Annotated in this window: 19 protein-coding genes; 7 read left to right on the forward strand and 12 right to left on the reverse strand. The window is 46.8% G+C overall.

Annotated elements, in window-relative coordinates:
* Positions 1-320 precede the first annotated feature (320 nt).
* Both HHL16_RS02785 and HHL16_RS02790 read left to right on the forward strand, forming a co-directional pair.
* Positions 321-1,463, forward strand: a complete 1,143-nt coding sequence (locus tag HHL16_RS02785; protein ID WP_169423618.1) for a cystathionine gamma-synthase — start codon at positions 321-323, stop codon at positions 1,461-1,463.
* 2 nt (positions 1,464-1,465) lie between these two features.
* Positions 1,466-2,242, forward strand: coding sequence for a TIGR02757 family protein (locus HHL16_RS02790; RefSeq protein ID WP_169423619.1), 777 nt, complete (start codon positions 1,466-1,468; stop codon positions 2,240-2,242).
* Positions 2,243-2,258: 16 nt separating this feature from the next.
* Here the strand turns inward: HHL16_RS02790 and HHL16_RS02795 are convergent, their stop codons facing one another.
* Positions 2,259-4,973, reverse strand: coding sequence for an outer membrane beta-barrel protein (locus HHL16_RS02795; protein ID WP_169423620.1), 2,715 nt, complete (start codon positions 4,971-4,973; stop codon positions 2,259-2,261).
* Positions 4,974-5,097: 124 nt separating this feature from the next.
* Between HHL16_RS02795 and HHL16_RS02800 the strand changes: the two genes are divergently transcribed.
* Positions 5,098-5,400 (forward strand): hypothetical protein, encoded by a 303-nt coding sequence (locus tag HHL16_RS02800; protein ID WP_169423621.1) that lies wholly within the window; start codon positions 5,098-5,100, stop codon positions 5,398-5,400.
* Positions 5,401-5,420: 20 nt separating this feature from the next.
* Positions 5,421-6,542: a GNAT family N-acetyltransferase gene (locus HHL16_RS02805; RefSeq protein WP_169423622.1), complete on the forward strand. Its 1,122-nt coding sequence runs from the start codon at positions 5,421-5,423 to the stop codon at positions 6,540-6,542.
* 84 nt (positions 6,543-6,626) lie between these two features.
* Here HHL16_RS02805 and HHL16_RS02810 read toward each other — a convergent pair whose 3' ends face one another.
* The 5 genes from HHL16_RS02810 to HHL16_RS02830 form a co-directional block, all read right to left on the reverse strand.
* Positions 6,627-7,289 (reverse strand): sterol desaturase family protein, encoded by a 663-nt coding sequence (locus tag HHL16_RS02810; protein WP_169423623.1) that lies wholly within the window; start codon positions 7,287-7,289, stop codon positions 6,627-6,629.
* 40 nt (positions 7,290-7,329) lie between these two features.
* On the reverse strand, positions 7,330-8,433 hold the full coding sequence (locus tag HHL16_RS02815) for a fatty acid desaturase (RefSeq protein ID WP_169423624.1): 1,104 nt from the start codon (positions 8,431-8,433) through the stop codon (positions 7,330-7,332).
* Between the two features lie 143 nt (positions 8,434-8,576).
* A complete protein-coding gene (locus HHL16_RS02820) occupies positions 8,577-9,326 on the reverse strand; it encodes a polysaccharide deacetylase family protein (RefSeq protein WP_240965745.1) in 750 nt (249 codons plus the stop codon).
* Between the two features lie 44 nt (positions 9,327-9,370).
* Positions 9,371-10,615 (reverse strand): serine hydrolase, encoded by a 1,245-nt coding sequence (locus HHL16_RS02825; RefSeq protein ID WP_169423626.1) that lies wholly within the window; start codon positions 10,613-10,615, stop codon positions 9,371-9,373.
* A 64-nt stretch (positions 10,616-10,679) separates the two neighbouring features.
* Positions 10,680-11,243 (reverse strand): hypothetical protein, encoded by a 564-nt coding sequence (locus tag HHL16_RS02830; protein WP_169423627.1) that lies wholly within the window; start codon positions 11,241-11,243, stop codon positions 10,680-10,682.
* A gap of 108 nt (positions 11,244-11,351) precedes the next feature.
* On the opposite strand from HHL16_RS02830, the gene HHL16_RS02835 reads away from it, so the two are divergent.
* The 3 genes from HHL16_RS02835 (at position 11,352) to lysS (ending at position 14,916) form a co-directional block, all read left to right on the forward strand.
* Positions 11,352-12,374 carry a fumarylacetoacetate hydrolase family protein gene (locus HHL16_RS02835; protein WP_169423628.1) on the forward strand — a complete coding sequence of 341 codons (1,023 nt, stop codon included), beginning with the start codon at positions 11,352-11,354 and terminating at the stop codon, positions 12,372-12,374.
* Between the two features lie 5 nt (positions 12,375-12,379).
* Complete coding sequence (locus tag HHL16_RS02840) at positions 12,380-13,261, forward strand: flavin reductase family protein (protein WP_169423629.1); 882 nt, start codon at positions 12,380-12,382, stop codon at positions 13,259-13,261.
* 101 nt (positions 13,262-13,362) lie between these two features.
* Positions 13,363-14,916 (forward strand): lysine--tRNA ligase, encoded by a 1,554-nt coding sequence (gene lysS, locus HHL16_RS02845; RefSeq protein ID WP_169423630.1) that lies wholly within the window; start codon positions 13,363-13,365, stop codon positions 14,914-14,916.
* A 56-nt stretch (positions 14,917-14,972) separates the two neighbouring features.
* Here lysS and HHL16_RS02850 read toward each other — a convergent pair whose 3' ends face one another.
* The 6 genes from HHL16_RS02850 to HHL16_RS02875 all read right to left on the reverse strand — a co-directional run bounded on the left by HHL16_RS02850 (position 14,973) and on the right by HHL16_RS02875 (position 21,593).
* Positions 14,973-15,794 carry an NAD(P)-dependent oxidoreductase gene (locus tag HHL16_RS02850; protein WP_169423631.1) on the reverse strand — a complete coding sequence of 274 codons (822 nt, stop codon included), beginning with the start codon at positions 15,792-15,794 and terminating at the stop codon, positions 14,973-14,975.
* A gap of 643 nt (positions 15,795-16,437) precedes the next feature.
* Entirely contained in the window at positions 16,438-17,739 is a 1,302-nt protein-coding gene (locus HHL16_RS02855; protein WP_169423632.1) for a TolC family protein, read from the reverse strand.
* Positions 17,740-17,773: 34 nt separating this feature from the next.
* On the reverse strand, positions 17,774-19,369 hold the full coding sequence (locus HHL16_RS02860) for a DHA2 family efflux MFS transporter permease subunit (RefSeq protein WP_169423633.1): 1,596 nt from the start codon (positions 19,367-19,369) through the stop codon (positions 17,774-17,776).
* Positions 19,370-19,454: 85 nt separating this feature from the next.
* Positions 19,455-20,519, reverse strand: coding sequence for an HlyD family secretion protein (locus HHL16_RS02865; RefSeq protein WP_169423634.1), 1,065 nt, complete (start codon positions 20,517-20,519; stop codon positions 19,455-19,457).
* Entirely contained in the window at positions 20,520-21,164 is a 645-nt protein-coding gene (locus tag HHL16_RS02870) for a TetR family transcriptional regulator (protein WP_169423635.1), read from the reverse strand.
* Between the two features lie 84 nt (positions 21,165-21,248).
* A complete protein-coding gene (locus tag HHL16_RS02875) occupies positions 21,249-21,593 on the reverse strand; it encodes a hypothetical protein (RefSeq protein WP_169423636.1) in 345 nt (114 codons plus the stop codon).
* Positions 21,594-21,604 lie beyond the last annotated feature (11 nt).

The following is a 21,604-nucleotide window of genomic DNA, read 5'->3' on the forward strand; positions in this document are numbered from 1 at the left end:
TACTTTTTTAAAGTGAACTTGTTTGTTTTTCAGGCCTCCGGATTTTCGGGTCCGGTTTTGTTTTTCAGTTTCCGGATCAAAAGTAGGATCATATATAGCCGAAGTCAAGCAAATTGGTAGAAGCGGAATGCTCATGATAAGCACTACGAAGTTTTTCGCAGATAGAGTAATATCAACACATTATAAAAAATCGATGAAACCTGCGCCACCACAGTATTTGCAAAATGTTACAGGGTATCTGTAAAAGGCAGGTTAAGCTTCTGTTAAACTGGAAATCCGGCTTTTATTGCGCATATTTGTAGTCCAATCAAAGCAAGATTATGAAGCTCGCAACTAAATTCATACATGCCGGATCTGAACCGGATCCGTCGACCGGCGCCATCATGACGCCCATCTATCAGACATCAACCTACGTTCAGGAAGCGCCCGGCAAAAACAAAGGATTTGAATATGCCCGCTCTCAGAACCCAACCCGTAAAGCGCTCGAAGAAGCATTCGCGGTTATCGAAAACGGTAAACATGGTCTCGCATTCAGCAGTGGCGTAGCCGCTACCGATGCAGTGCTGAAGCTGCTGGTTCCCGGCGATGAAGTGATTGCAGGCAACGACCTTTACGGTGGCACTTACCGCCTTTTCACCAAGATCTATGAGAAGATCGGCATCAGGTTCATTTTTGTTGATATGACCGATGTAAACAATATCAGCAAGGCCGTTACTCCAAAAACAAAACTGATCTGGGTAGAAACGCCCACCAATCCATTGCTGAACATCACCGATATCGCTGCCACTGTAGCTATCGGCAAAGCAGCGAAAGCACTGGTTTGTGTGGATAACACTTTTGCATCGCCCTATCTGCAGAACCCGCTCGATTTCGGAGCAGACATTGTACTGCACTCCGCTACCAAATACCTCGGCGGTCACAGCGACGTGATACAGGGAGCCCTGATCATGAACGACGACAGCCTCCGTGAGCAGCTCTACTTCATTCAGAAAAGCTGTGGTGCAGTGCCTGGACCACAGGACTGCTTCCTCGTGCTGCGTGGTATCAAAACGCTTCATGTACGTATGCAGCGCCATTGTGAGAATGGTATCAAGATCGCTCATTGGCTACGCAATCATCCGAAAGTGGGTAAAGTATACTGGTGCGGATTTGAAGATCATCCCGGCTACGCCATCGCCAGCAAACAGATGCGCGGATTCGGCGGCATGATCAGCTTCACACTCAAAGACGACAGCGTAGCAACTGCCACCAAAGTGCTCTCTTCCACCAAACTGTTCTCTCTGGCTGAAAGCCTCGGTGGTGTAGAGTCTCTGATCAATCACCCGGCATCCATGACGCACGCTTCCATTCCACGCGAAGAGCGCGTAAAGAATGGTTTGTCCGATTCACTGATCCGCTTGAGTGTTGGCATCGAAGATGCAGACGATCTGATCGAAGACCTCCGCAAGGCGATTGAACAATAAGCATGACCTCTACCCAATCGCTCAAAGATTTTCTGATAAAGAAAGCAGCTGAATACAATCAGCCATCTTTCATCAAAGACGACCCGATCTCTATTCCTCATCTGTTTTCAAAACAGCAGGATATAGAGATCGCGGGTTTCTTTGCTTCCATATTTGCCTGGGGTAACCGAACCACCATCATCAAAAAAACGCGTGAGCTGATGGAAGGGATGGATATGGCCCCGCATCAGTTCATCCTCGAAAGCAGTCCCCAGAAACTGAAACAACTGAGTGCATTCAAGCACCGCACATTCAACGCAACCGACCTCTTCTATTTCATCGAATTTCTGCACGCTCACTACACCACACACAAGAGTCTGGAAGCCGCCTTTCTCAAAGGAATGGGCAAAAAAGATGAAACAGTGGAACATGCGCTGCGCGGCTTCTACGATTATTTCTTTTCTCTCGATGATGTGCCCGCCCGTACCCGCAAACATATTGCTACGCCCGCAAGAGGCTCTACCTGCAAGCGCCTCAATATGTATCTCCGATGGATGGTAAGGAGAGATAACAAAGGAGTGGATTTCGGTATCTGGAAAAAGATCTCCCCTTCGCAACTGATCTGCCCCATGGACCTTCACGTTGCCCGCGTGGCTCAGAAGTTCGGATTGCTGCAGCGCACAAAAACAGACTGGCCCGCAGCCCTCGAACTCACCCAGTGGCTGAAGCAGCTGGATGCTGAAGACCCCGCCAGATTCGACTTTGCATTATTCGGACTGGGAGTAATGGAAAAATTCTGACAGAACGAAGTACAGATCATTTCTTCTTTCCACCGAACTGACTGAAGTTATACAGGAAACTTACCATCACGTATTGCTGCAATACCTGCACCTGAACATCCTGCACATAAGTGGCGGTCATGCTTCGGTTAACATTGCTGTTTTGCTTCAGTATATCGTAAATGGCAACCCTAAGAACTCCTTTGTTATCCTTCAGTATCTGATACATAGCCGCAGCATTCCATGAGGTAATGCTTTTCCTGAAGCCTGGTGCGATATTGCTGTTGTAGATATATCCCACATTGTTTTCGATGATCAGTCTTTTAGGCCAGTTGAGAAACAGATCTACTGACAATTGATGCGAAACATTAGAAACACTCTGTTGTGCATTGGGATTGTATTTCGAGTCGCTGATGCGAATAAAATATGATGGCATAATGTTGATCAGATCTTTGTAGGTGCCACTAACAAACAAGCGACCCATCCAGTTGTAAAGCCTGGTTTCTACCTTTTGTTTACTCACCATCGAAATATCACGTCTTACTTCAGCCCCTAATGTTGAATTCATTCTGAAATTGAAATCCTTTGCCTTCCATGATTTACTCAGCGTCAAATTTCCATTGACAGCATAGTTACCGTTAATGTTGATGGGTTTCATAGTTTGTTTGTCTACATCGAAATCAATTTCAGTTCCAATCATGTTCGATGTTACATTTAAACCCAGGCCACCATACCAGTAACACTGCCCCTTCGATTGCCGTACAGTCAGATTAAGGTTATGATTGAATGCCGGTTTCAAATCGGGATTTCCTAAGGTGATCAATAGCGGATTGCTGTTATCCGGCACAGGCTGCAATTGCTGTGCAGTAGGCTGTTCGCTTCTGCCGTTGTAGGCAAATGATACTTCTCCCGTTTTACTCATCTGCCAGGTGAAATTAGCTGACGGAAAATAGTTCAGGTATTTCTGATCCATATCCTTTTGTATGAGTGAGGTATTCTGTTGCCTGAGCCATTGCAGGCCTAGCCCGGTACTCGCACGGAATCTGTTGTTTTTGAAATAATTAAAACTCACGTCGGGGTTGCTGATTTCCGACCTGTTGGTGAATGCATCAGACAACTCCGGATCTATCAGATCATATTGCTTTGTTTCGGGATTGAACTTATGGGTGGCTTTATCTGAATTTCCCTTGGTTACAGAATAGCTGTAACGGAATAAAACATTCAGGTCCTTTAAGATCGGTTCTGTATATCCGATAGATAATAAATACGTATTATTTTTCCCATTTGATTTGCTCTGCTGATCGAGATTAACAACAGAGTCGGTGAGATCATCTTTAAGTATCCACTTTCGACCAGCGTTGTAATCTTCTCCATTTGTTTTGGAATTTCCATAGCTGAGGTTCATTGAAAGGCTTCGCCCTTCTTTTTTGAACCGGTGCCCGATAAAGAACTCTGCCGCGAAGTTATCTGAAGTACTCTTGCCATTCAATGTATTTACGCTTGTGTTGATCAGTTTGCCTGAAATATCCCTGGTGCTGGCATCATTGTTCGACCAGGGTTTCGAATCATCTCTATTGAAGCCCATCGTCAAATTCATGCTGGTACTGGAGTCTGGTCTATAATCCAGATTCACATTTACTCTGTGATTGGAGCCTGTATTATTGTTGCTGTTCACAGAATTGTAAAATGCATTTTTTGTTTCGGTGATATTCTGGCGCTGTGTTTTGGTAACGTTCTCGTAGAAAGACCGGTTGTAAAAATAACTGCTGCTCAGCGTGAGTTTCGGACTGAACACATTGGTGAAATTCAATCCCCCGGACTTATTATCGGTAAACCCTGTTCCTCCCCCGCCTAAACTGCTTTGTGCGCTGGCGATACTGAAACTACCACCACCATAACTGCCACGATTGGTGTTGTTCCCATTGGCCAGAACAGCTATCTGTTTAGTCTTGGAAAAGCTGTTTAAATTAACGCCGCCTTCATATCTTTTTTCAGAACCGTAACCACCTGATGCCCTGCCAAACCATCCCTGATTCTGATCTTTTTTCAACGTAAGGTTCAGTACTTTGTTTTCGTTGCCCGTGGTAGTTTTGTTGAACTGCGCTTCTCTCGTTTTGTAATCGACCACCTGAACTTTATCGATGATATTTTTCGGAAGGTTTTTCAATGCCACCATCGGATCATTCGCAAAAAAGTCTTTGCCATCGATGGTGATCTTCTCGATCTTTTTCCCGTTCATGGTAAGATTGCCTTTTGAATCCACATCGATACCGGGCAGCTGCCTCACGAGATCTTCAAGCACTGCATTGGGAACTGTTTTGAAAGCGCCGGCATTGAATTCGATGGTATCTTTCTTGATCACCATCGGCGGTCGCATTCCCACTACCATTACCTCTTCCAGCTCCTTCACGCTTTTGCCCAAACGGATGGTGCCGAGCATGGCTTCTGATTGATCTTCGGGAATGGTGAATTCCTGCAAATGACTTTTGAGACCGTTATAAGAAATGAGGAGTTTACAGGGTGTAGCCACAGGTACATCCTTTATCTGAAACTCACCTTTACGGTTGGTGAGCACATAATTTACAAGAGAAGAATCTTTCTGAAGAAAAACTGAGATGGTAGCAGCTTCTACGGGCTGCCGGTTGGCAGAATCCTGCACTAACCCCTTCACCACACCAAAACGTGCACGTTGTGCCTGCACTGTGCAGGCAAGTAATAAAAGTACGGCAAATATTCCTCCGCTCAACCGCATACCCGGATAAGGTTAATTATTGCAGAGGATCATTAAAAAAATAAGATGCTATACCAGCAGGCTGGTATTCGTACATTTATGTCGGGATAGTAAATTTAATTAATTGAGTGCAGAAAAAAGCATAATGTTTGTTAAGGAAAATCTTTCTCCCATTTTTGATATTCAGGATAATGGAGCGGAAGATTTTGAACAGCGGCTGGCCGAAAAAATCAACCTGCTGGTGGCAAACGATTTTTCCGGGCTAGTGAACATATTGTACCGGATAGATGTAAGTGAGCTCAAAGTAAGGCAGGCTTTGAAAGACAACCCGGATCAGGATGCCGGCTCACTGATCGCAACATTGATCATCGCACGGATGCTGCACAAATACAAAATGAGGGAGCAGTTCAGGCCAAACTCCGACATTCCGGATGACGAGAAATGGTGAATTATAGCTAGTTTCGCACCATGAACGTCATAGAGGTAAATGACCCCCGCGCCGCAGCGGAGTTTATTGAATTCCCAGGGAAATTATACAAAAACGACAAAAACTGGATCAGTCCGCTCCACTCCGATGTGGAAGCGGTTTTCGATCCGAAAAGGAATGTATTTTTCTCACATGGCGTATGCACCCGCTGGTTGCTCAAAAACGACAATGGCCAAACTATCGGCCGCATTGCTGCCTTCGTAAATGAAGAGAAAGCCCATAAAAACCAGCAGCCCACCGGCGGTGTCGGATTCTTCGAATGCATCGACGATCAGAAAGCAGCCTTTCTGCTGCTCGATACAGCCAAAGCCTGGCTGCAGGGTCACGGAATGAAAGCGATGGATGGCCCCATCAACTTCGGAGAGAACGACAAATTCTGGGGTCTCCTCATCGAAGGGTTCAAGCCACCCAGCCTCGGCATGAACTACAACCCTCCCTACTACATCGATTTCTTCGAAGCTTACGGCTTCAAAAAGCAATACGACCAGTTCACCAATTTTCTGGACGCCCGAATTCCGCTTCCGGAAAGGTTCACCAAAATTGCCGACTGGGTAATGCGGAAACCCGGCTACAGCTTTAAGCATTTCGACAAAAAGCATTTCGATAAATTCGCTGCCGATTTTCAGGAGATCTACAACAATGCCTGGAGCGATTTCGAGAACTTCACTCCCATCGAAATGGGCACCATCAAAGAAAGCTTCCGTCAGATGCAGGCCATCATGGATGAGAAGATCATCTGGTTTGCCTACTTCAACGACGAGCCCATTGCGTTTGTACTTTGTCTCCCCGATGTGAACCAGATTCTCCGTCACGTAAACGGCAAGCTCGATCTCTGGGGCAAACTGAAATTCGTGTGGTACAAACGACGCACAAAGATCGACAGGCTCCGCATCATCATCATGGGATGCAAAAAGAAATACCAGAATCACGGCGTTGAGTCGGCGTTGATCCGCTGTCTGCAACTGGAGGTCCTTCCCCGCAATACCATCAAGGGCGTAGAACTCGCATGGGTAGGCGATTTCAACGACAAGATGATGAGCATTCACGAAGCCACCGGCGCTACGCGCGATAAAGTTCACCGCACATACAGACTGATATTTTAATTACACAACATCGAATAGTACAATAAAAGAATCGCCCGCTGATTGTGTCAGCGGGCGATTCTTTTATTGGTGGGATTTCTATCCTTATTTTTCGAATTGCAGCTCCTTCACTTTCTCCTTGTCCTCTTTCTCTTTCTTCAGATCGAACATCGTTCCGAACACATGATCCCAGATAGTGGAGCTAACGCCATACCCCTTGCCTTCGTCTTTGTAGTGATGCAGGTGGTGATTGCGCCAAAGCCCCTTCATCCATTTGAATGGTGGGTTCCATGCGTGAATAGCGTAGTGCATGGTTCCGTACATCAGGTATCCGAGAATGAATCCGGGAAAGAACATGAACACATTTTTTCCCATCAGCAGGTACATGATGCCGAAGATAGTGCCGGAGATGAGCAGGCTGGGAATAGGTGGCATAAAAAGCCTTTCCTTATCGCGTGGGTAATGATGGTGGTTGCCATGCATTACGTAGATGAATTTTCTTCCACGCTCGCTTTCAGCGATCATATGGAACACCCAGCGGTGCATGATGTATTCGAAGAACGTCCAGAAAAATATACCGGCGAGATAGAGCAACGCAATACGCCATCCTTCAAAACCGAGCCTGGCGGCTGCGTACCAGGGCATCCCTATAAATACCGGCACATACATTCCCCAAATGATAAGCGGGTGTGTCTTTGTCAGCATTTCCAGGTAACGGTTCCTGAATAATTGTGCCTGGCCCTTATTGTGAATCTTCTCGAATTTCATATTTCCCAGGTTTGAGACAAAAATAGTACAAGATTCGCGCCTACATCGTTTCTTCAAAGATATTTTCCGTAGCTCCCTGCTGCTTCAGCAGCCGGAAATGGTTGCGCAAACTTACCCTGAGCGAGTATTGCCGGTAAGGCAGATCGTACTCTCTGGCATAACGCTGAAGCAGTCCTGTAATTTCAGGATAATACACATGATTCACATTCGGGAACAAATGGTGCACTACATGGAAATTGAAAGATCCCATGAAGAACCGAACGAACCAGTTATCGTGCGATACATCGTTGGTGGTGGTGAGCATGTGCATCATCCAGCTATGCGGCAGTTTGTTCTGTTCGTCGGGCAATGGAAATTCCGAATCTGTATTCGCATGAGGACTCAGCAAAACCATCAGCGAAAAAATACTGGCCGTGAACAGCATGATGAGGAAACCCGCAACGATCTTCAGCCATGCCACCGACAACAACCATTTCGGTATCACCAGCAGATAGAACAGAAATGCCGCTTTGAAAAGAAACAGTTTTACATATTCATGTTTAGGGATGTCCGCAAGCTTCCAGATGGTTTTCCGCTTATTGAAGAAATCTTTGAAGTCGCGTATCAGCAGCCAGTTGAACAGATAGAGCGGATACAGCAATGGCAGATAAATATGCTGATACCGGTGAACCGGCAACGCATGGCCTGTAGGAAATATTCTGGCAAGACTGCTCTGCTCGATGTCGGTATCCCATCCGTTTACATTGGGATAATTGTGGTGAAAACGCACATGGCGTAATCTCCACACAAAACTGTTCGCTCCCATAAAATCGAAGAAGTAAACGTACAATTCATTCAGCCATTTTTTGTTAAAGATGGTGCCATGTACGGCATCGTGAATGGTGTTCAGAAAAATCACCACCAGCATTACTCCCAACATGAAATAGCTGGCATAAAACACAAACGGATTATTGCCCCATAACAACAATGACGTGTAAGTGGCTATGTATAAAAGCGGGAATAATAATGCTTTAAAAACAATATTCTTCCGGCGCTCAGGTTCGAGTTTGCCAATGAGTTCATTGACATCCTTCCTCAATTGTTGAAACGCGGCTTCAGCCGCGGAATTACTTTTGTTGAACTGTGGTTTGATTGCCTTCTCCATAACAAAAACGGTTTTCTGTTACGTATGGTATCGGTTGAGAAGGGGGCTTTCGCTAATAAACCATCAGGCGAATTTTTTGTTCAACAACAGATCAATTGTTTTGTTCAAAAAATGGCGCTCAGTAACGTTGATGGGTGCTCTTTTTATGGGAGGGATGGGAGGCCCAGTTCATCTATTCGTACCAGCTGATAGCCATTGTACTTCAGAAACCGGATAAGTTCCGGCAGGCGGTTGTAGAGCTTATCGGGCCGCTTGGGGTCGGTGCCGAAATGCAGCAACAGAATAAACCCATTCAGTCCGGCAGCATTGCCCTGCGCATATTTCTTAATGGAATTCAGCACCACTTCAGTACTCCGGTAATTCTTCATATCGGGGGTAGTGTAATCTGCATTGCTGAGTGTGCCGGGTGTAAAATTGATCAGCTGCAAACCTTCAGCCTTTGTCCATTCGGCAATAGTATTGTTGTACCATTCAAAGGGAGGAAGGAAGAAATGCGCGTCGGATTTTGCAATCCCGAAACGAGCCATGGCGGCGTAGTTCTTCCGGAGATCTTTGCTGAATTGCTGCTGCGTTACGAGCAGACTGTCGCGTTTGGTCCAGTCGCAATAAAGCAGGTGCTGATCACTGTGAGGTCCGAGATAATGCCCCTGTTCTTTCAACCGGCGGATGGCAGATTTGAATGGCTTTGCCCGATAGAATCTTCCGGTGAAGAAGAAAGATGCTTTCACATTCTCCTGCTTCAATGTGTTGATGATGGTATCGGCCCCATCACCAAATTCGTCTGCCGTAAAAACGATGGCCATTCTCTTTACTGTGGTATCTGCTCTGATGATGGCTCCCTGCACCACTTGTTGCGATTGTGCAGTTGCCGCAACCGACATCAAAAACAACATCACGGGTATTAGTGAAAAGTTTCGCTGGATATTCATAACTGGTCTCAGTTCCTGTAATCTATTTTGAATGCTTTGAGATCGGGAGCGAATTCGCGCTTCCGCTGCAATTCATAGTTATAAATAATCGTGCCCATTTCTTTGAACCAGGGATATCCGGTTTGTTCGTATTCGTATTTATCATCGTTCAGTATGCCATCTTTGTTTGTGTAGATTGTTCCACTGAGCATGAACTCTACATTGTTCTTGAAGTCTGCGATGTAAGTGACATCTGTAAGAAATCCATACGACCAGCCGGTCTTATTGAATGCCCGGATGTAAGGAGGAATTTTTCTGTCGGCTTTGAAGAAAAAGAATTTGGTATAACTGTCGAAGTATTCTGATGTATCGTAAGAGGGATAATCACTCTCCGATGGCATTTCGCTCATGTACCGATGCAGAAACGCATAGTCGTCTTCTGTGAGTTTAAATCTTTTGCCGGAAGGCGTTGCATCCGGGAACATCACCGCCTGCAGAATCTGTTGCAGGTATTCCAATGGAAAATTATTATGCGTTGTGAAGTCCATCGGAGACATTATCAGACTGTCTTCGCGGTTGTAGTGCGCATTTCCCACGAATATCTTTTTACGGAAATCGAAGTCCTTTGTATTGTAGGCTGGTGGCTGAATGTACAGCAGTTCTGCATAATCTTTGAATCGGATGGGGTTGGTGTGGCGGTTCTGATCTTCCGTCATGGTTACGAAGCGACGGGTGATGCGTGCATCTTTGTACCCCATTTTCCAGAGTCGCTCGTTGAGCGTTTTTTGTCCTACAAATTCATAGAGCCTGTTGTAAGCATCGTTGTCGCTCACGAGGAATATCTTTTTCACGTAGTGCCCAACACTGGGTGCGCCATCTTCCGAAGTGCTGTCGAATACCACGCGCGTTTGTTTGTCGTAGGCACTGTCTGTAAGCATTGCCGAAGATTTGGTAACGCCGTACTTACTGAGCGTATTCAGTTTTTCGAGTGCCAGCACTGCGGTTGGCAGCTTCACCATGGAAGCGGGATTGAAGTACCTGTTCTTGTCTACGTGGAAATAATAGTTTTTGAAACTGGGGTTATTGTCTTTGTCGCGGTTGATCTGCGTGTAGATGAACTGATACTGAAAGGTATCAGGCTGATTCAGCACATTGAGCAAAAAGGGACTGGCATTGGTCCGGATCAGTTCTTCCAGCCATTGATCTGTTTTCTCCTGTGAATATGAACTGCCAGCAAAAAGGCAAAGCAATAGTACCGCAATCGGATGTTTCATTGGCAAAAGGTACGAACAAAGTTTTTCCGAAAGCATTGCGTTTTTTTGCAGGGTACAGAAGGGCTTATCTTACTTCTGAACTGCCGGAAATACTGGCTTCGCCAGACCTTTTTTCGTAGTGGCCAAGGTATTTGATGTCCACGTCGCCTTTATAAATCATCATCTGATTTACCAGCTCCTCCGGCTTAACTCTTGCGTTGGTGATATCAAAAGCTTCTGTAGTATTATCGTTGTAATTCAGTTCCAGTACTGTTTTCCAGGTGTTGGTAAAATAAACAATGCAAAAGCTGGAGATCCGCTCCCAGCTGACCATTCCATTTTCGCCGATGGTAATACCAATATCTTCCAGCGTAATTTCCGGCTGCGGTTTCCACCTTTGTACCAGTACAACAATAAGAAGCACAACAAAAGCAACAATGAAAATTATCAGGCGAATATTTACTGAATCGCGCTCTCTGGGCCCGCTGGCTTTTATCCAATAAAGAATAATCAGCAGAGGCAGAATGGCAAGCCACTTGCCGAATCTATTTGATTTCCGGCCGTAGATCAGAATCGGGAGAGACATAGGTTGGGGTTTATTCAATAAAATAGAAAAAACCGCCGGAATCTGCAAGGCCTGCACAACCACTGCTCCAGAATAATGCAGTGCTGGTCAAAATTACCGTTATCAGTCCATCGGAACAGGCGGGTTTACGAACGATTGTTTTATCTTGCAGCCCTCAATAAATGTCATTTTATGAAACTGGTTTCATACTTATTCAATGATCAGGATCGCCTGGCGATGTACGTAGATGGTTTGTTGTACGATCTCGAAGAACTGCATCCAGATCTTCCCCAAAGCATGGGCATGTTTCTGCATTACTGGGAAGATGCTTATCCCATGGCCCTTCAGGCAGAAAAGATGGTAAAAGAAGGAAAAGTTGCCAAAACAAGAGGCTTCGAATACAGCAAAGCGCATGTACTGGCACCGGTTCCCAATCCGCCCAGCTGCCGCGATGGATACGCATTCCGCCAACACGTTGCAGCAGCGCGCCGCAACCGTAAAGTGCCGATGATCGAAGAGTTTGACCAGTACCCCATCATTTACTTCACCAATCATAACAGCATTCAGGGCCCCGGCGATGTGGTGTGCATGCCCGATCATTTCGAGAAACTCGACTTTGAACTGGAAGCTGCAATAGTGATCTGCAAAGCAGGCCGTAATATCCGCGCTGAACATGCCGATCAGTACATTGGTGGATTGATGATCATGAACGACATGAGCGCCCGCAGACTGCAGATGGAAGAAATGCTGCTCAACCTCGGACCCTGCAAAGGAAAAGACTTCTCCACGGTGATCGGCCCATGGCTGGTAACACTGGACGAACTGGAACAATACGAGATCCCCGCCAAAGAAGGCCATGTTGGAAAATCGTGGAACCTCCGCATGCAATGCCGCGTGAACGGTGTGCAGGTAAGCGACGGAAATGTAGGAGATATGGACTGGACCTTCGCCGAAATCATTGAACGTGCTTCTTACGGCGTTAACCTCCACCCCGGCGATGTGATCGGAAGCGGAACCGTAGGCACCGGCTGTTTCCTCGAACTCAATGGAACCGGCAAACTCAACGATCCCAATTATCAGGAACAGTGGCTGAAAGAAGGCGACGTAGTTGAAATGGAAATCGATGGCCTCGGCATCCTCTCCAATACCATGGTGCGCGATGAGGACGGATTCTCCATCCTCGCTCAAAAGAAAAATCTCAAATCAGCTAACTAAGCAGTATGGTAATCGATCTTAATCAACTGACGCCGGCCGAAAGGCAGAACTATCTGCAACACGCCATCGCACCAAGGCCTATCTGTTTCGCGAGCACTATCAATAAAGCAGGACAGGTGAACCTTTCGCCATTCAGCTTTTTCAATATGTTCAGCTCCAATCCGCCCATCGTGATATTCTCGCCCGCCCGACGCGTGCGCGACAATACCACCAAGCATACATTGGAGAACGTACTTGAAGTACCGGAGGTAGTGATCAACATCGTCGACTACGATATGGTACAGCAGGTAAGCCTTGCCAGCTGCGAGTTTCCGCGTGATATCGATGAATTCGTTCCATCGGGCTTCACAGCAGAACCGGCCACATTGGTGAAACCGCCAATGGTGAAAGAAAGCAAAGTGAAGATGGAATGCAAAGTGATTGAAGTAAAGCCACTCGGCACAGAAGGCGGAGCCGGTAATCTGGTGATCTGCGAAGTGCTGCGCATGCATATCGACGACAGCATTCTCAACGAAAAGAAATTCATCGATCAGACCAAACTGCATCATGTAGCCCGCCTCGGTGGCGACTGGTACAGCAAAGTGGATTCCAACAGCCTCTTTCAGGTAGAGAAACCTAACGTAAAACTGGGGGTTGGAGTAGATGCATTACCTGCGCATATACGCAACAGTAAGATACTTACCGGGAACAATCTCGGACAGCTCGGCAACGTGCACGAGATGCCTGTGATCGATCCGGCATTTGAAGATGAGACACTGAAGAACATCTTCCAATATTATTCCATCAACCCCGATGAGATGGAAAAAGAGCTGCACACTTACGGAAAGCAACTGCTGGATGCCGGTAAAGTGCAGGAGGCCTGGCAGGTTCTTCTGGCCACCAGCTAAGCCCTACTGAATGCCTGCTTTGGGATCTATTCCCTCCGCCGCCTTCGCAATCCGGCCCTTTTACGTTATTTTTGCAGCCGTTTTATAATCAATCAAAGCACATGCATTTATCAGAACAAGAGATTATCCGGAGAGAGAAACTCGCTAAGCTTCAGGAAATGGGCGTTGATCCTTTTCCCGCACCCTTATTCCCGGTGAACAACACCGCTGCCAATATTCTGGCAACATTTAAGGAAGGCGAGAACAATGCTGAATTCAAAGACGTAGTGCTTGCAGGCCGCATCATGGGACGCCGCGATATGGGTAAAGCCAATTTCGCTGTTCTGCAGGATGCTTCAGGCAGGATACAGCTGTACATCAAGCGCGACGAAATCTGCCCCGGAGAAGACAAATCTCTGTACGATACAGTATGGAAACACCTCACCGATATCGGCGATATCATCGGCGTGAAAGGATATGTGTTCACCACCAAAACCGGTGAAACTTCCGTACACGTAAGCGAACTGGTTCTCCTCACCAAATCTCTGAAACCACTGCCTGTGGTGAAAGAGAAAGAAGGTGAAACTTTCGATGCAGTAACTGACCCTGAGTTCCGCTACCGTCAGCGTTATGCCGATCTGGTAGTGAATCCGCATGTGAAAGAAACGTTCCTCAAACGCACCAAACTCATCAATACCATCCGCGAATTTCTGAATGAGCGTGGAGCCATCGAAGTGGATACTCCTGTGTTGCAGGCTATCCCCGGTGGTGCAGCTGCACGTCCGTTTGTTACGCATCACAATGCGCTGGATGTTCCTTTCTTCCTGCGTATTGCGAACGAACTTTACCTCAAACGCCTCATCGTAGGCGGTTTCGACTGGGTGTACGAGTTCAGCCGCAACTTCCGCAACGAGGGTATGGACCGCACGCATAACCCTGAGTTCACCGTACTCGAATGGTACACTGCGTACAAAGATTATTTCTGGCTGATGGAAATCACCGAGCAACTGCTGGAGAAGATCGCCATCAACCTGAATGGTACTACCAAAATGATGGTGGGCGACAGAGAGATCGACTTCAAAGCTCCTTTCAAACGCATGACCATTTACGATGCCATCAAAGAGCATACCGGCATCGACGTAAGCAATATGGACGAAGCGCAACTGCGCGACGCCTGCAAACAGATCGGTCTCCATCCCGACCCTAATTACGGAAAGGGCAAACTGATCGACGAAATCTTCGGAGAGAAATGCGAAGGTCATTTTGTGCAGCCAACCTTCATCACAGATTATCCTGTGGAGATGAGTCCGCTCACAAAGAAACACCGCAGCAAACCCGGACTGGTAGAGCGTTTCGAGCTGATGATCAATGGTAAAGAAATCGCCAATGCGTACAGCGAGCTGAACGATCCTATCGATCAGCGCGAACGCTTCGAAGAGCAGGTTCGCCTGATGGAACGCGGCGATGACGAAGCCATGTACATCGATCACGATTTCCTCCGTGCACTCGAATATGGCATGCCTCCTACCGGCGGTATCGGTATCGGTATCGACAGACTGGTGATGCTGATGACCAACTCACCCAGCATTCAGGATGTATTGCTCTTCCCGCAAATGAGACCGGAGAAACCCGAAGGTCAGGAGCAGGTGGAAGAAAAAGCAGAAGAGAAGAAGTAAGAAATTATCTCACTATACGAAAAGAGGTTGTCCCCAAAGACAACCTCTTTTTTATTTTAGAGGAACAGATCCTGCATCAGTTTCTGATCCGGATTCACCGCGTATTTGGTGAAATCGGTAACGCCTTCTTTCATCAGCACTTCTTCATCTACAAAGAAATTGCCTGTGCATTCGTAAGAAGGTTGTTTGAGAATATGCACTGCAGCATCCGCCACAATCTCTGGAGTACGGCTTCGCTGTATCAGAAAATCACCACCCAGCAGATTCTGAACCGCCGCAGTAGCAATGGTAGTTTTCGGCCAGAGCGCATTGGCTGCAATGCGGTGTGGTTTCAGTTCCTCCGCCAGTCCTAATATCACCATGCTCATGCCGTATTTGCTCATGGTGTAGGCAAGATGTTTGGAGAACCAGTTAGGGTCCATATTGAGCGGCGGAGACAAATTGAGGATATGCGGATTATGCGCTTTCTTCAGAAAAGGAATGCATGCCTGGCTCATGAAGAAAGTGCCGCGCACATTGATGCCATGCATCAGATCCCAGCGTTTGGGCTCTACCTGTTCTGTAGCAGACAGATTGATGGCACTGGCATTATTGATGAGAATATCGATACCTCCGAATGCGCCTACTGTGGTTTCCACAATATTGCGGATACTGTCTTCGTACCGGATATCACCTGCAATCGGCAATACTTTTCCGGGTCCGGCAGCTGCAATTTCTTCGGCAGCGGAGTAAATGGTTCCTTCCAGTTTCGGATGCGGCTCGGTGGTTTTTCCCACTATTGAGATGTTCGCCCCCTCTTTCGCCAGTCTGATGGCAATGGCTTTTCCAATACCGCGGCTTCCTCCTGTTATTAGTACTGTCTTGTTTTCCAACAACATATGCGAATCAGTTTAGTGAAGTACTACTGTTTATTACAATTATGAATATAGGGACTTTCTTACAGTAACGGACAGATAGGGTAGTTGTACTAAAAATCAGAGGGGTAGAATTACGATTGCTGCGGTAAATAATGAACTCTTAAAATAAAGCAAATATGCTCTTGCAAACCGGAGCGTTTGATTCTATGTTTGTATTGTTGATTGATTGTAACAAAGCGCTCAATATCCGAACGAAAAACCAACCGAGCGAAGTTAATCCAAGAATCCTGAAGAAAATCCTAAACCCGATAACCGTCGGGACATTAAGATCCGAAATGTCCAAAAACCGAATTAAGCGCTGGTTCAATCAATAGACAAGTAAAAATCCAATAGCCCGCTTATCCAATGATCCTACGAAACGAGCCGTGTAAAATTTGTACCTATTGATGACCCTGTTCTGTTGGTAAAGGTTTCGTACAAAGAATTTAAACAGTCCCGAAGTTTCTTCAGGACTGTTTCTTTTTATGCAGGTGTTACCCCGGTAATGCAATCCCACCTTACTATTTGGCCAATAAAAAAAGCCCGCAACCTCGAAGGCCACGGGCAGATTCTCAGCTATTATTTGTAACCCCTTACTCAAACAGCCGATACTATACGTATTTGATTAGTTGAACAGCTTTGTTCCAACTACTTTATGACTTTCCAGTTTATCCAGTTGGGTCTGATATTGCAGTTGCACCAGTTGCAGTTTGGCATCTTCCACATTGGTTTGCGCGGTGAGCAATTCTACGTTGGTGATCAACCCTTCTTTAAAACGAACCTGCGCCAGTGTGTAGGCACGCTCCGCCTGAGATACCAGTACGCTGGTAGTTTTCAGTTTCGTCTGCAGGTTTCTGTAATCTTCCTGAACAGTGGCCAGGTCTTTTTTGATATTGTTCTCCAGTGTATTCAATGAAAGCTTTGCGGCATCGATCTGCACCTGCGTTAATTTCTGACGCAGTTTCGGACGATCACCAGACAGTATCGGAATGCTCAAACCCACACCCACTGAGGTGTTGAGCCGAAACTGATCGATATCGGGCTGGAAGCCATTGCGCACACCCCCGGCGGCAGAGCCGGTAAGGCTTGGGCGTGAATTCACGGATGATTCTTTCAGATCGTAATCGAACACTTCCAGTTTTTTCTGGATGGTGCGCGCTTCGGGATTGATGCTTTTCCAGTCGCCGCTTTCGAGCAGCAAGGTGAGATCATCATAATTCTCGCGTGCGGGGATCTTACCATGCGCATCCATTGCAGTGAGCCATTGCAGCAACACGAACTGTTTCTCCAGCTGACTTTGCAGATCGGTGAGACGGTTGGTGGCATTTGCAGTACGCACCTGAGTCGTGAGCAGGTCGTATTCGAGTGCATCACCATTTTTGATACGTGCCTGAATCAGCCGTTCATTTTCTTTGAGCGAACTGATCTGATCCTGCTGCACCTGAATCGCTTTCTGATTGAACTGAATATTGTAGTAGATCTGTGCCACCTGATAAGCAATCGCATTCTTGCTGTTATCGAGGTTTTCGATATTCAGCGAATGTTCTGCATTGTTCTTGTTCAGCGCCAGCTTTGTTCTTCCGAAATCGTAGATCAGCTGCTGCACACTCACGTTTGCATTGTAATTGTTATTCGGCGCAAACTGAATGCTGGCGGGGCCTGTAGGCAATGGGAATTCTGCCTTCGGAACAGGCGCATCGAAACGGTAACTCAGGTTGCCGGTAACGGTAGGAAGATAACCGGCTTTGATGATGGACTCTTTTACACCATCAGCTTTCAGCTGCTCTTCCATTTCTTTTATGCGGGGATAGTTGTTCACAGCAGCATGTATGAGGCTGCGCAACTGTTCGTCCCTCACGGGCGAATCCTGTGCCATTGCCGGACTAAGCGCAATGATCAGGGCAAGCCCGCCGATAATCTTCTTCATGTATGATTTGTTTAATCGCTTCATAATTGTACAATCAATGTGCTGCTTCCATGGCTTCTTTCACAGCTTTCTGATCGATAGGTGCAGGTGGAGCATTGGTTTTCTTCTTCCGCAGGAATACCACTAATGGAATTACAACGATGAAGAAGATGCCGATGAGATGGAATGTATCCAGATAAGCCAGATAGTACGCCTGTTTATCCACTGCACGGTCGATCATCGATAATGCCTTGGTGCCGGCTGTAGCAGCATCACCGGTTTTGGTGATCATGCTTTGCGTGATGGCGTTCAGTCTTTCCGTCATCGCCGGAGCGCCGTCGTACGTGTTGGCCACCATGTCTGCGCGGTGTTGCGCATATTGGTGACTGATATAGTTGTTGGCCATTGCGATACCGAATGCACCACCGATCTGACGGATCATATTGTTGAGCGAAATGCCCGCCGCGTATTCTTTCGGCTGCAACCCTGCTACGGCCTGATTGATCAATGGCAGCTGGCTCATTGAGATACCAAATGCACGCACCAGCAGCGGGAAGAAAAAAGCCCATCTTCCTACATCCGGACTCACATCGGCACTGAGCCATGAGTAACAGGCGAAGAGAATGAAACCCACCACAATGAAGGGAATCGGACTCACACCTTTGCTCATCACTTTACCGATGATGGGCATCATTATCACGCCCGCCAGCGTTGGTGGTAAGAGTGACAAGCCCGTTTCGAGTGCCGAAAATCCCAACACGCGCTGCGCGAGTACAGGATAAACGAACACGGAAGTAAAGAGGCCAAGCCCTGCAACAAAAGTGAATAAGGTAGTGAATGCATAAGGCCGGTATCGCATCACACGCAGGTTCACCACAGGATGCGGCGTTTTCAATTCATAGATAATGAAGCCCACAACTCCCACTACAGCCAGAACTGCGCAAACCTTGATGGCATCACTGCTGAACCAGTCTTCTGCTTCTCCTCGTTCCAACACAAACTGCAGTGTGCCGATCCCAACCATCAATAGGGCAATGCCAATGTAATCGATCTTTATACTTTCCTTTTTCTTGCCTTCACCAGGCTTCTTATCTATGAATGTGTAAGCTAATATCGTTGCGATGATGCCGATGGGAAGGTTCACGAGGAACATCCATGGCCATGAGAAATGTTCGATGAGATAACCACCTACTGTAGGCCCGAGAGTTGGACCGAGAACGATACCCATACCGAAGAGACCGGAGGCCATGGGCCTGTCTTCCGGTGGAAAGGCATCGAAGAGGATGGCCTGCGATGTGGAGAGCAATGCGCCACCGCCAACACCCTGCACAAAGCGCCAGATGATCAGTTCAACCAGATCGGTACTTTGCGCACACATATAACTCGCAATGGTGAAGATGATCATGCTCACGATGTAGTAGTTCTTTCGTCCGAAATATTCGGCGAGGAAACCTGTCATCGGAATGATGATCACATTTGCGATAGCATATGAGGTGATAACCCAGCTGATGTCTTCGATATTCACACCAAGGCTGCCGGCCATTTCACTCAGACCCACGTTCACGATACTGGTATCGATCAGCTCCATGATGGCTGCCGTAACAGTAGTGAGCACTATGATAAATCGGGCAAATCCTTTTGGACTGGACATATGAAAATGTTGGGTCAGTTCTGGTCATAGCATGGCCGGCTGTTGCGATGCAATCAGTAAGAGATGTTATGACAAGAACTGTTTGTTAATTCAAAGGAATGCTTACAAAAACACTGAGACCTGCACGAAGCACTTCGCGGTATTTATCGATATCATTGATAGCGATCTTAACCGGAACGCGCTGTGTTACTTTCACAAAGTTTCCGCTGGCATTGTCGGGAGGCAGCAGGGCGAAACGCGCACCGGTTGCATCACTGAGGCTTTCAACAGATCCTTTGATCTTCATATCGGGATATGCATCAACCTCAATATCAACGGGCATTCCGGGGTGCAGCTTCTTGATCTGATTCTCTTTGAAGTTGGCCACGATCCAGTAAGTGGTATCGTTCACAACGGTAAAGAGTGGAGCGCCTGCCTGTACGTACTGGCCGAGTGAAATATTCTTTCTTCCGATTTTTCCTGCCTGGGGAGCGAAGATCTTCGTGTAGCTCAGTTTGAGTTTTTCCTGCTCTATCAAAGCTTTCTTCACATCGATGTTTGCAGCAGCTTTTGTAACTGCAGCTTCGAGAATAGCGATTCTGCTTTCAGCGCCGGCGAGGTCGTTATGACTGTTGTCGGTTTGTTTCACCAGTGTTTCGTAATCGTACTTGCTGTCTTCGAGTTGTTTGGCAGTGATAGCATTCTCTGCAAAAAGGTTCTGGTTGCGGGTGAGGTCTTTCTGCGCTTTTTCGAGTTTCACCTGGTTGATGGAGATGTTTCCCCTGTTCACACGGAGAGAGATCTGCGCATTGTTGAGAGAAGCTTTTGCATTGGAGAGATCGGCTACTGCTGCCTGATAGTCTGCTTCGAGTTGCAGAATATGAGTTTGAATTTCTGCGTCGTCGAGTTCTACTACCAGTTGTCCGGCTTTCACGGTGTCGTAGTCATTTACGGCGATGCTCTTCACATAACCGGCAACACGGGGAAGTACGGGTACCAGCTGTGTTTCCACCTGTGCATTGTCTGTGCTTTCATGATGCAGTGCAAACATGATCTTCTTATAACCGAAAACGCCGGCTACAATGAGGAGGGCGACAATGACAATCAGCCTCACAGGTGATTTCTTCTTTTCAGGTTTGTTTGGTTGTTCCATACTGTTTCTGTCTGTCATTTATAAATTAGGTTGTTCTGCCGAGAGGTGGGAGCGCATCATCATCTTGAGATGTGTTTTGAGGCGTACACTCATTTTGGTCTGATATTCTTCTTCCGAAGCGCCTTCCATACTGAACAGTCTGCAATAGAGATTCTTTGCGTTGATGGCCTGATTGATGGTGCCCATCATGGAAGCCATTGTCATTTCGGGATCGATCTTGCGGAACTGTTTTTTCTTTACACCTTCTTCGAGAATGAGTTTGATCAGTTCGAAGTTTCTCATTTTGATGCCGGTGATGAGATCGATGATCTCTTTAGACCGGTCTGTATTGTATTCCTGATTGATGATAGAGTGAAAGCGGCGGCCGCCGAGGATTTTGTCTACATAATATTCAATGAGCCTTTCGATCTTCTCCCAGGGCGTCATTTTGTTGTTGTTGATCATTCCTTCGAGCAGCTCGAGGCTGGAAGCGAATCGTTGTTCGATGAGTACCTGCAGCAGTTTTTCTTTTGAGCCGAAATAGTAGGAGATCATGGCCAGGTTCACATCGGCTTTCTGGGCGATGTCGCGAACGGAAGTGCCGTCGAATCCTTTCTCTGCGAAAAGTTCTTCCGCTGCTTTGAGGAGGTGCTCTCTTTTGTCTGTTTTTTCCGGTAATGTCATTTACGGGACTGATTTGCGTGTACAAAATTAAACAAACGTTTAACTTAAACAAATGTTTAGTTAGTTAAGATTGTTATTTGGTTGTTAACGGGCGGAAACCGGATAAGCATACGGAGGTTCCTTCCTGGTGGAAATGAAAGGGTGGAAGGGTAAATTCAGGATTCCGTCAGCGAGCGAAAAAGCGAGGCAGTATATTCGTTTATCCGGGTTGGTCAATCGCCTAAGCTCCAGCTTCATTGCTTTGCCCGGGTCTTCCAGAATTTCCTGTGGAGTGTTGGAGGCCAGCATTTTCTCGAACGTTTCCGCTGCATCTTCGGATAGAGGAAGCCAGCGGGCACCGATGTACCACATATCTCTTTCTACCACTGAAACAGTACCAATCTGTTTGCCATTCCAGAAACAGCTGTATTCTCTCAGACCGTTTTCCATGGCAACAAGAT

The sequence above is a fragment of the Pseudoflavitalea sp. G-6-1-2 genome, from assembly GCF_012927185.1.
Lineage (GTDB): Bacteria > Bacteroidota > Bacteroidia > Chitinophagales > Chitinophagaceae > Pseudobacter.

Bases quoted from the DNA above. Each gene is read 5' to 3' on its own strand.
- HHL16_RS02790 (WP_169423619.1), top strand. From the start codon at position 1,466: ATGACCTCTACCCAATCGCTCAAAGATTTTCTGATAAAGAAAGCAGCT.
- HHL16_RS02850 (WP_169423631.1), bottom strand. From the start codon at position 15,794: ATGTTGTTGGAAAACAAGACAGTACTAATAACAGGAGGAAGCCGCGGT.
- HHL16_RS02810 (WP_169423623.1), bottom strand. From the start codon at position 7,289: ATGAAATTCGAGAAGATTCACAATAAGGGCCAGGCACAATTATTCAGG.
- HHL16_RS02835 (WP_169423628.1), top strand. From the start codon at position 11,352: ATGAAACTGGTTTCATACTTATTCAATGATCAGGATCGCCTGGCGATG.
- HHL16_RS02815 (WP_169423624.1), bottom strand. From the start codon at position 8,433: ATGGAGAAGGCAATCAAACCACAGTTCAACAAAAGTAATTCCGCGGCT.
- HHL16_RS02805 (WP_169423622.1), top strand. From the start codon at position 5,421: ATGAACGTCATAGAGGTAAATGACCCCCGCGCCGCAGCGGAGTTTATT.
- HHL16_RS02825 (WP_169423626.1), bottom strand. From the start codon at position 10,615: ATGAAACATCCGATTGCGGTACTATTGCTTTGCCTTTTTGCTGGCAGT.
- HHL16_RS02875 (WP_169423636.1), bottom strand. From the start codon at position 21,593: ATGGAAAACGGTCTGAGAGAATACAGCTGTTTCTGGAATGGCAAACAG.
- HHL16_RS02795 (WP_169423620.1), bottom strand. From the start codon at position 4,973: ATGCGGTTGAGCGGAGGAATATTTGCCGTACTTTTATTACTTGCCTGC.
- HHL16_RS02820 (WP_240965745.1), bottom strand. From the start codon at position 9,326: ATGTTGTTTTTGATGTCGGTTGCGGCAACTGCACAATCGCAACAAGTG.
- HHL16_RS02860 (WP_169423633.1), bottom strand. From the start codon at position 19,369: ATGTCCAGTCCAAAAGGATTTGCCCGATTTATCATAGTGCTCACTACT.
- HHL16_RS02800 (WP_169423621.1), top strand. From the start codon at position 5,098: ATGTTTGTTAAGGAAAATCTTTCTCCCATTTTTGATATTCAGGATAAT.
- lysS (WP_169423630.1), top strand. From the start codon at position 13,363: ATGCATTTATCAGAACAAGAGATTATCCGGAGAGAGAAACTCGCTAAG.
- HHL16_RS02870 (WP_169423635.1), bottom strand. From the start codon at position 21,164: ATGACATTACCGGAAAAAACAGACAAAAGAGAGCACCTCCTCAAAGCA.
- HHL16_RS02785 (WP_169423618.1), top strand. From the start codon at position 321: ATGAAGCTCGCAACTAAATTCATACATGCCGGATCTGAACCGGATCCG.
- HHL16_RS02840 (WP_169423629.1), top strand. From the start codon at position 12,380: ATGGTAATCGATCTTAATCAACTGACGCCGGCCGAAAGGCAGAACTAT.
- HHL16_RS02865 (WP_169423634.1), bottom strand. From the start codon at position 20,519: ATGACAGACAGAAACAGTATGGAACAACCAAACAAACCTGAAAAGAAG.
- HHL16_RS02855 (WP_169423632.1), bottom strand. From the start codon at position 17,739: ATGAAGAAGATTATCGGCGGGCTTGCCCTGATCATTGCGCTTAGTCCG.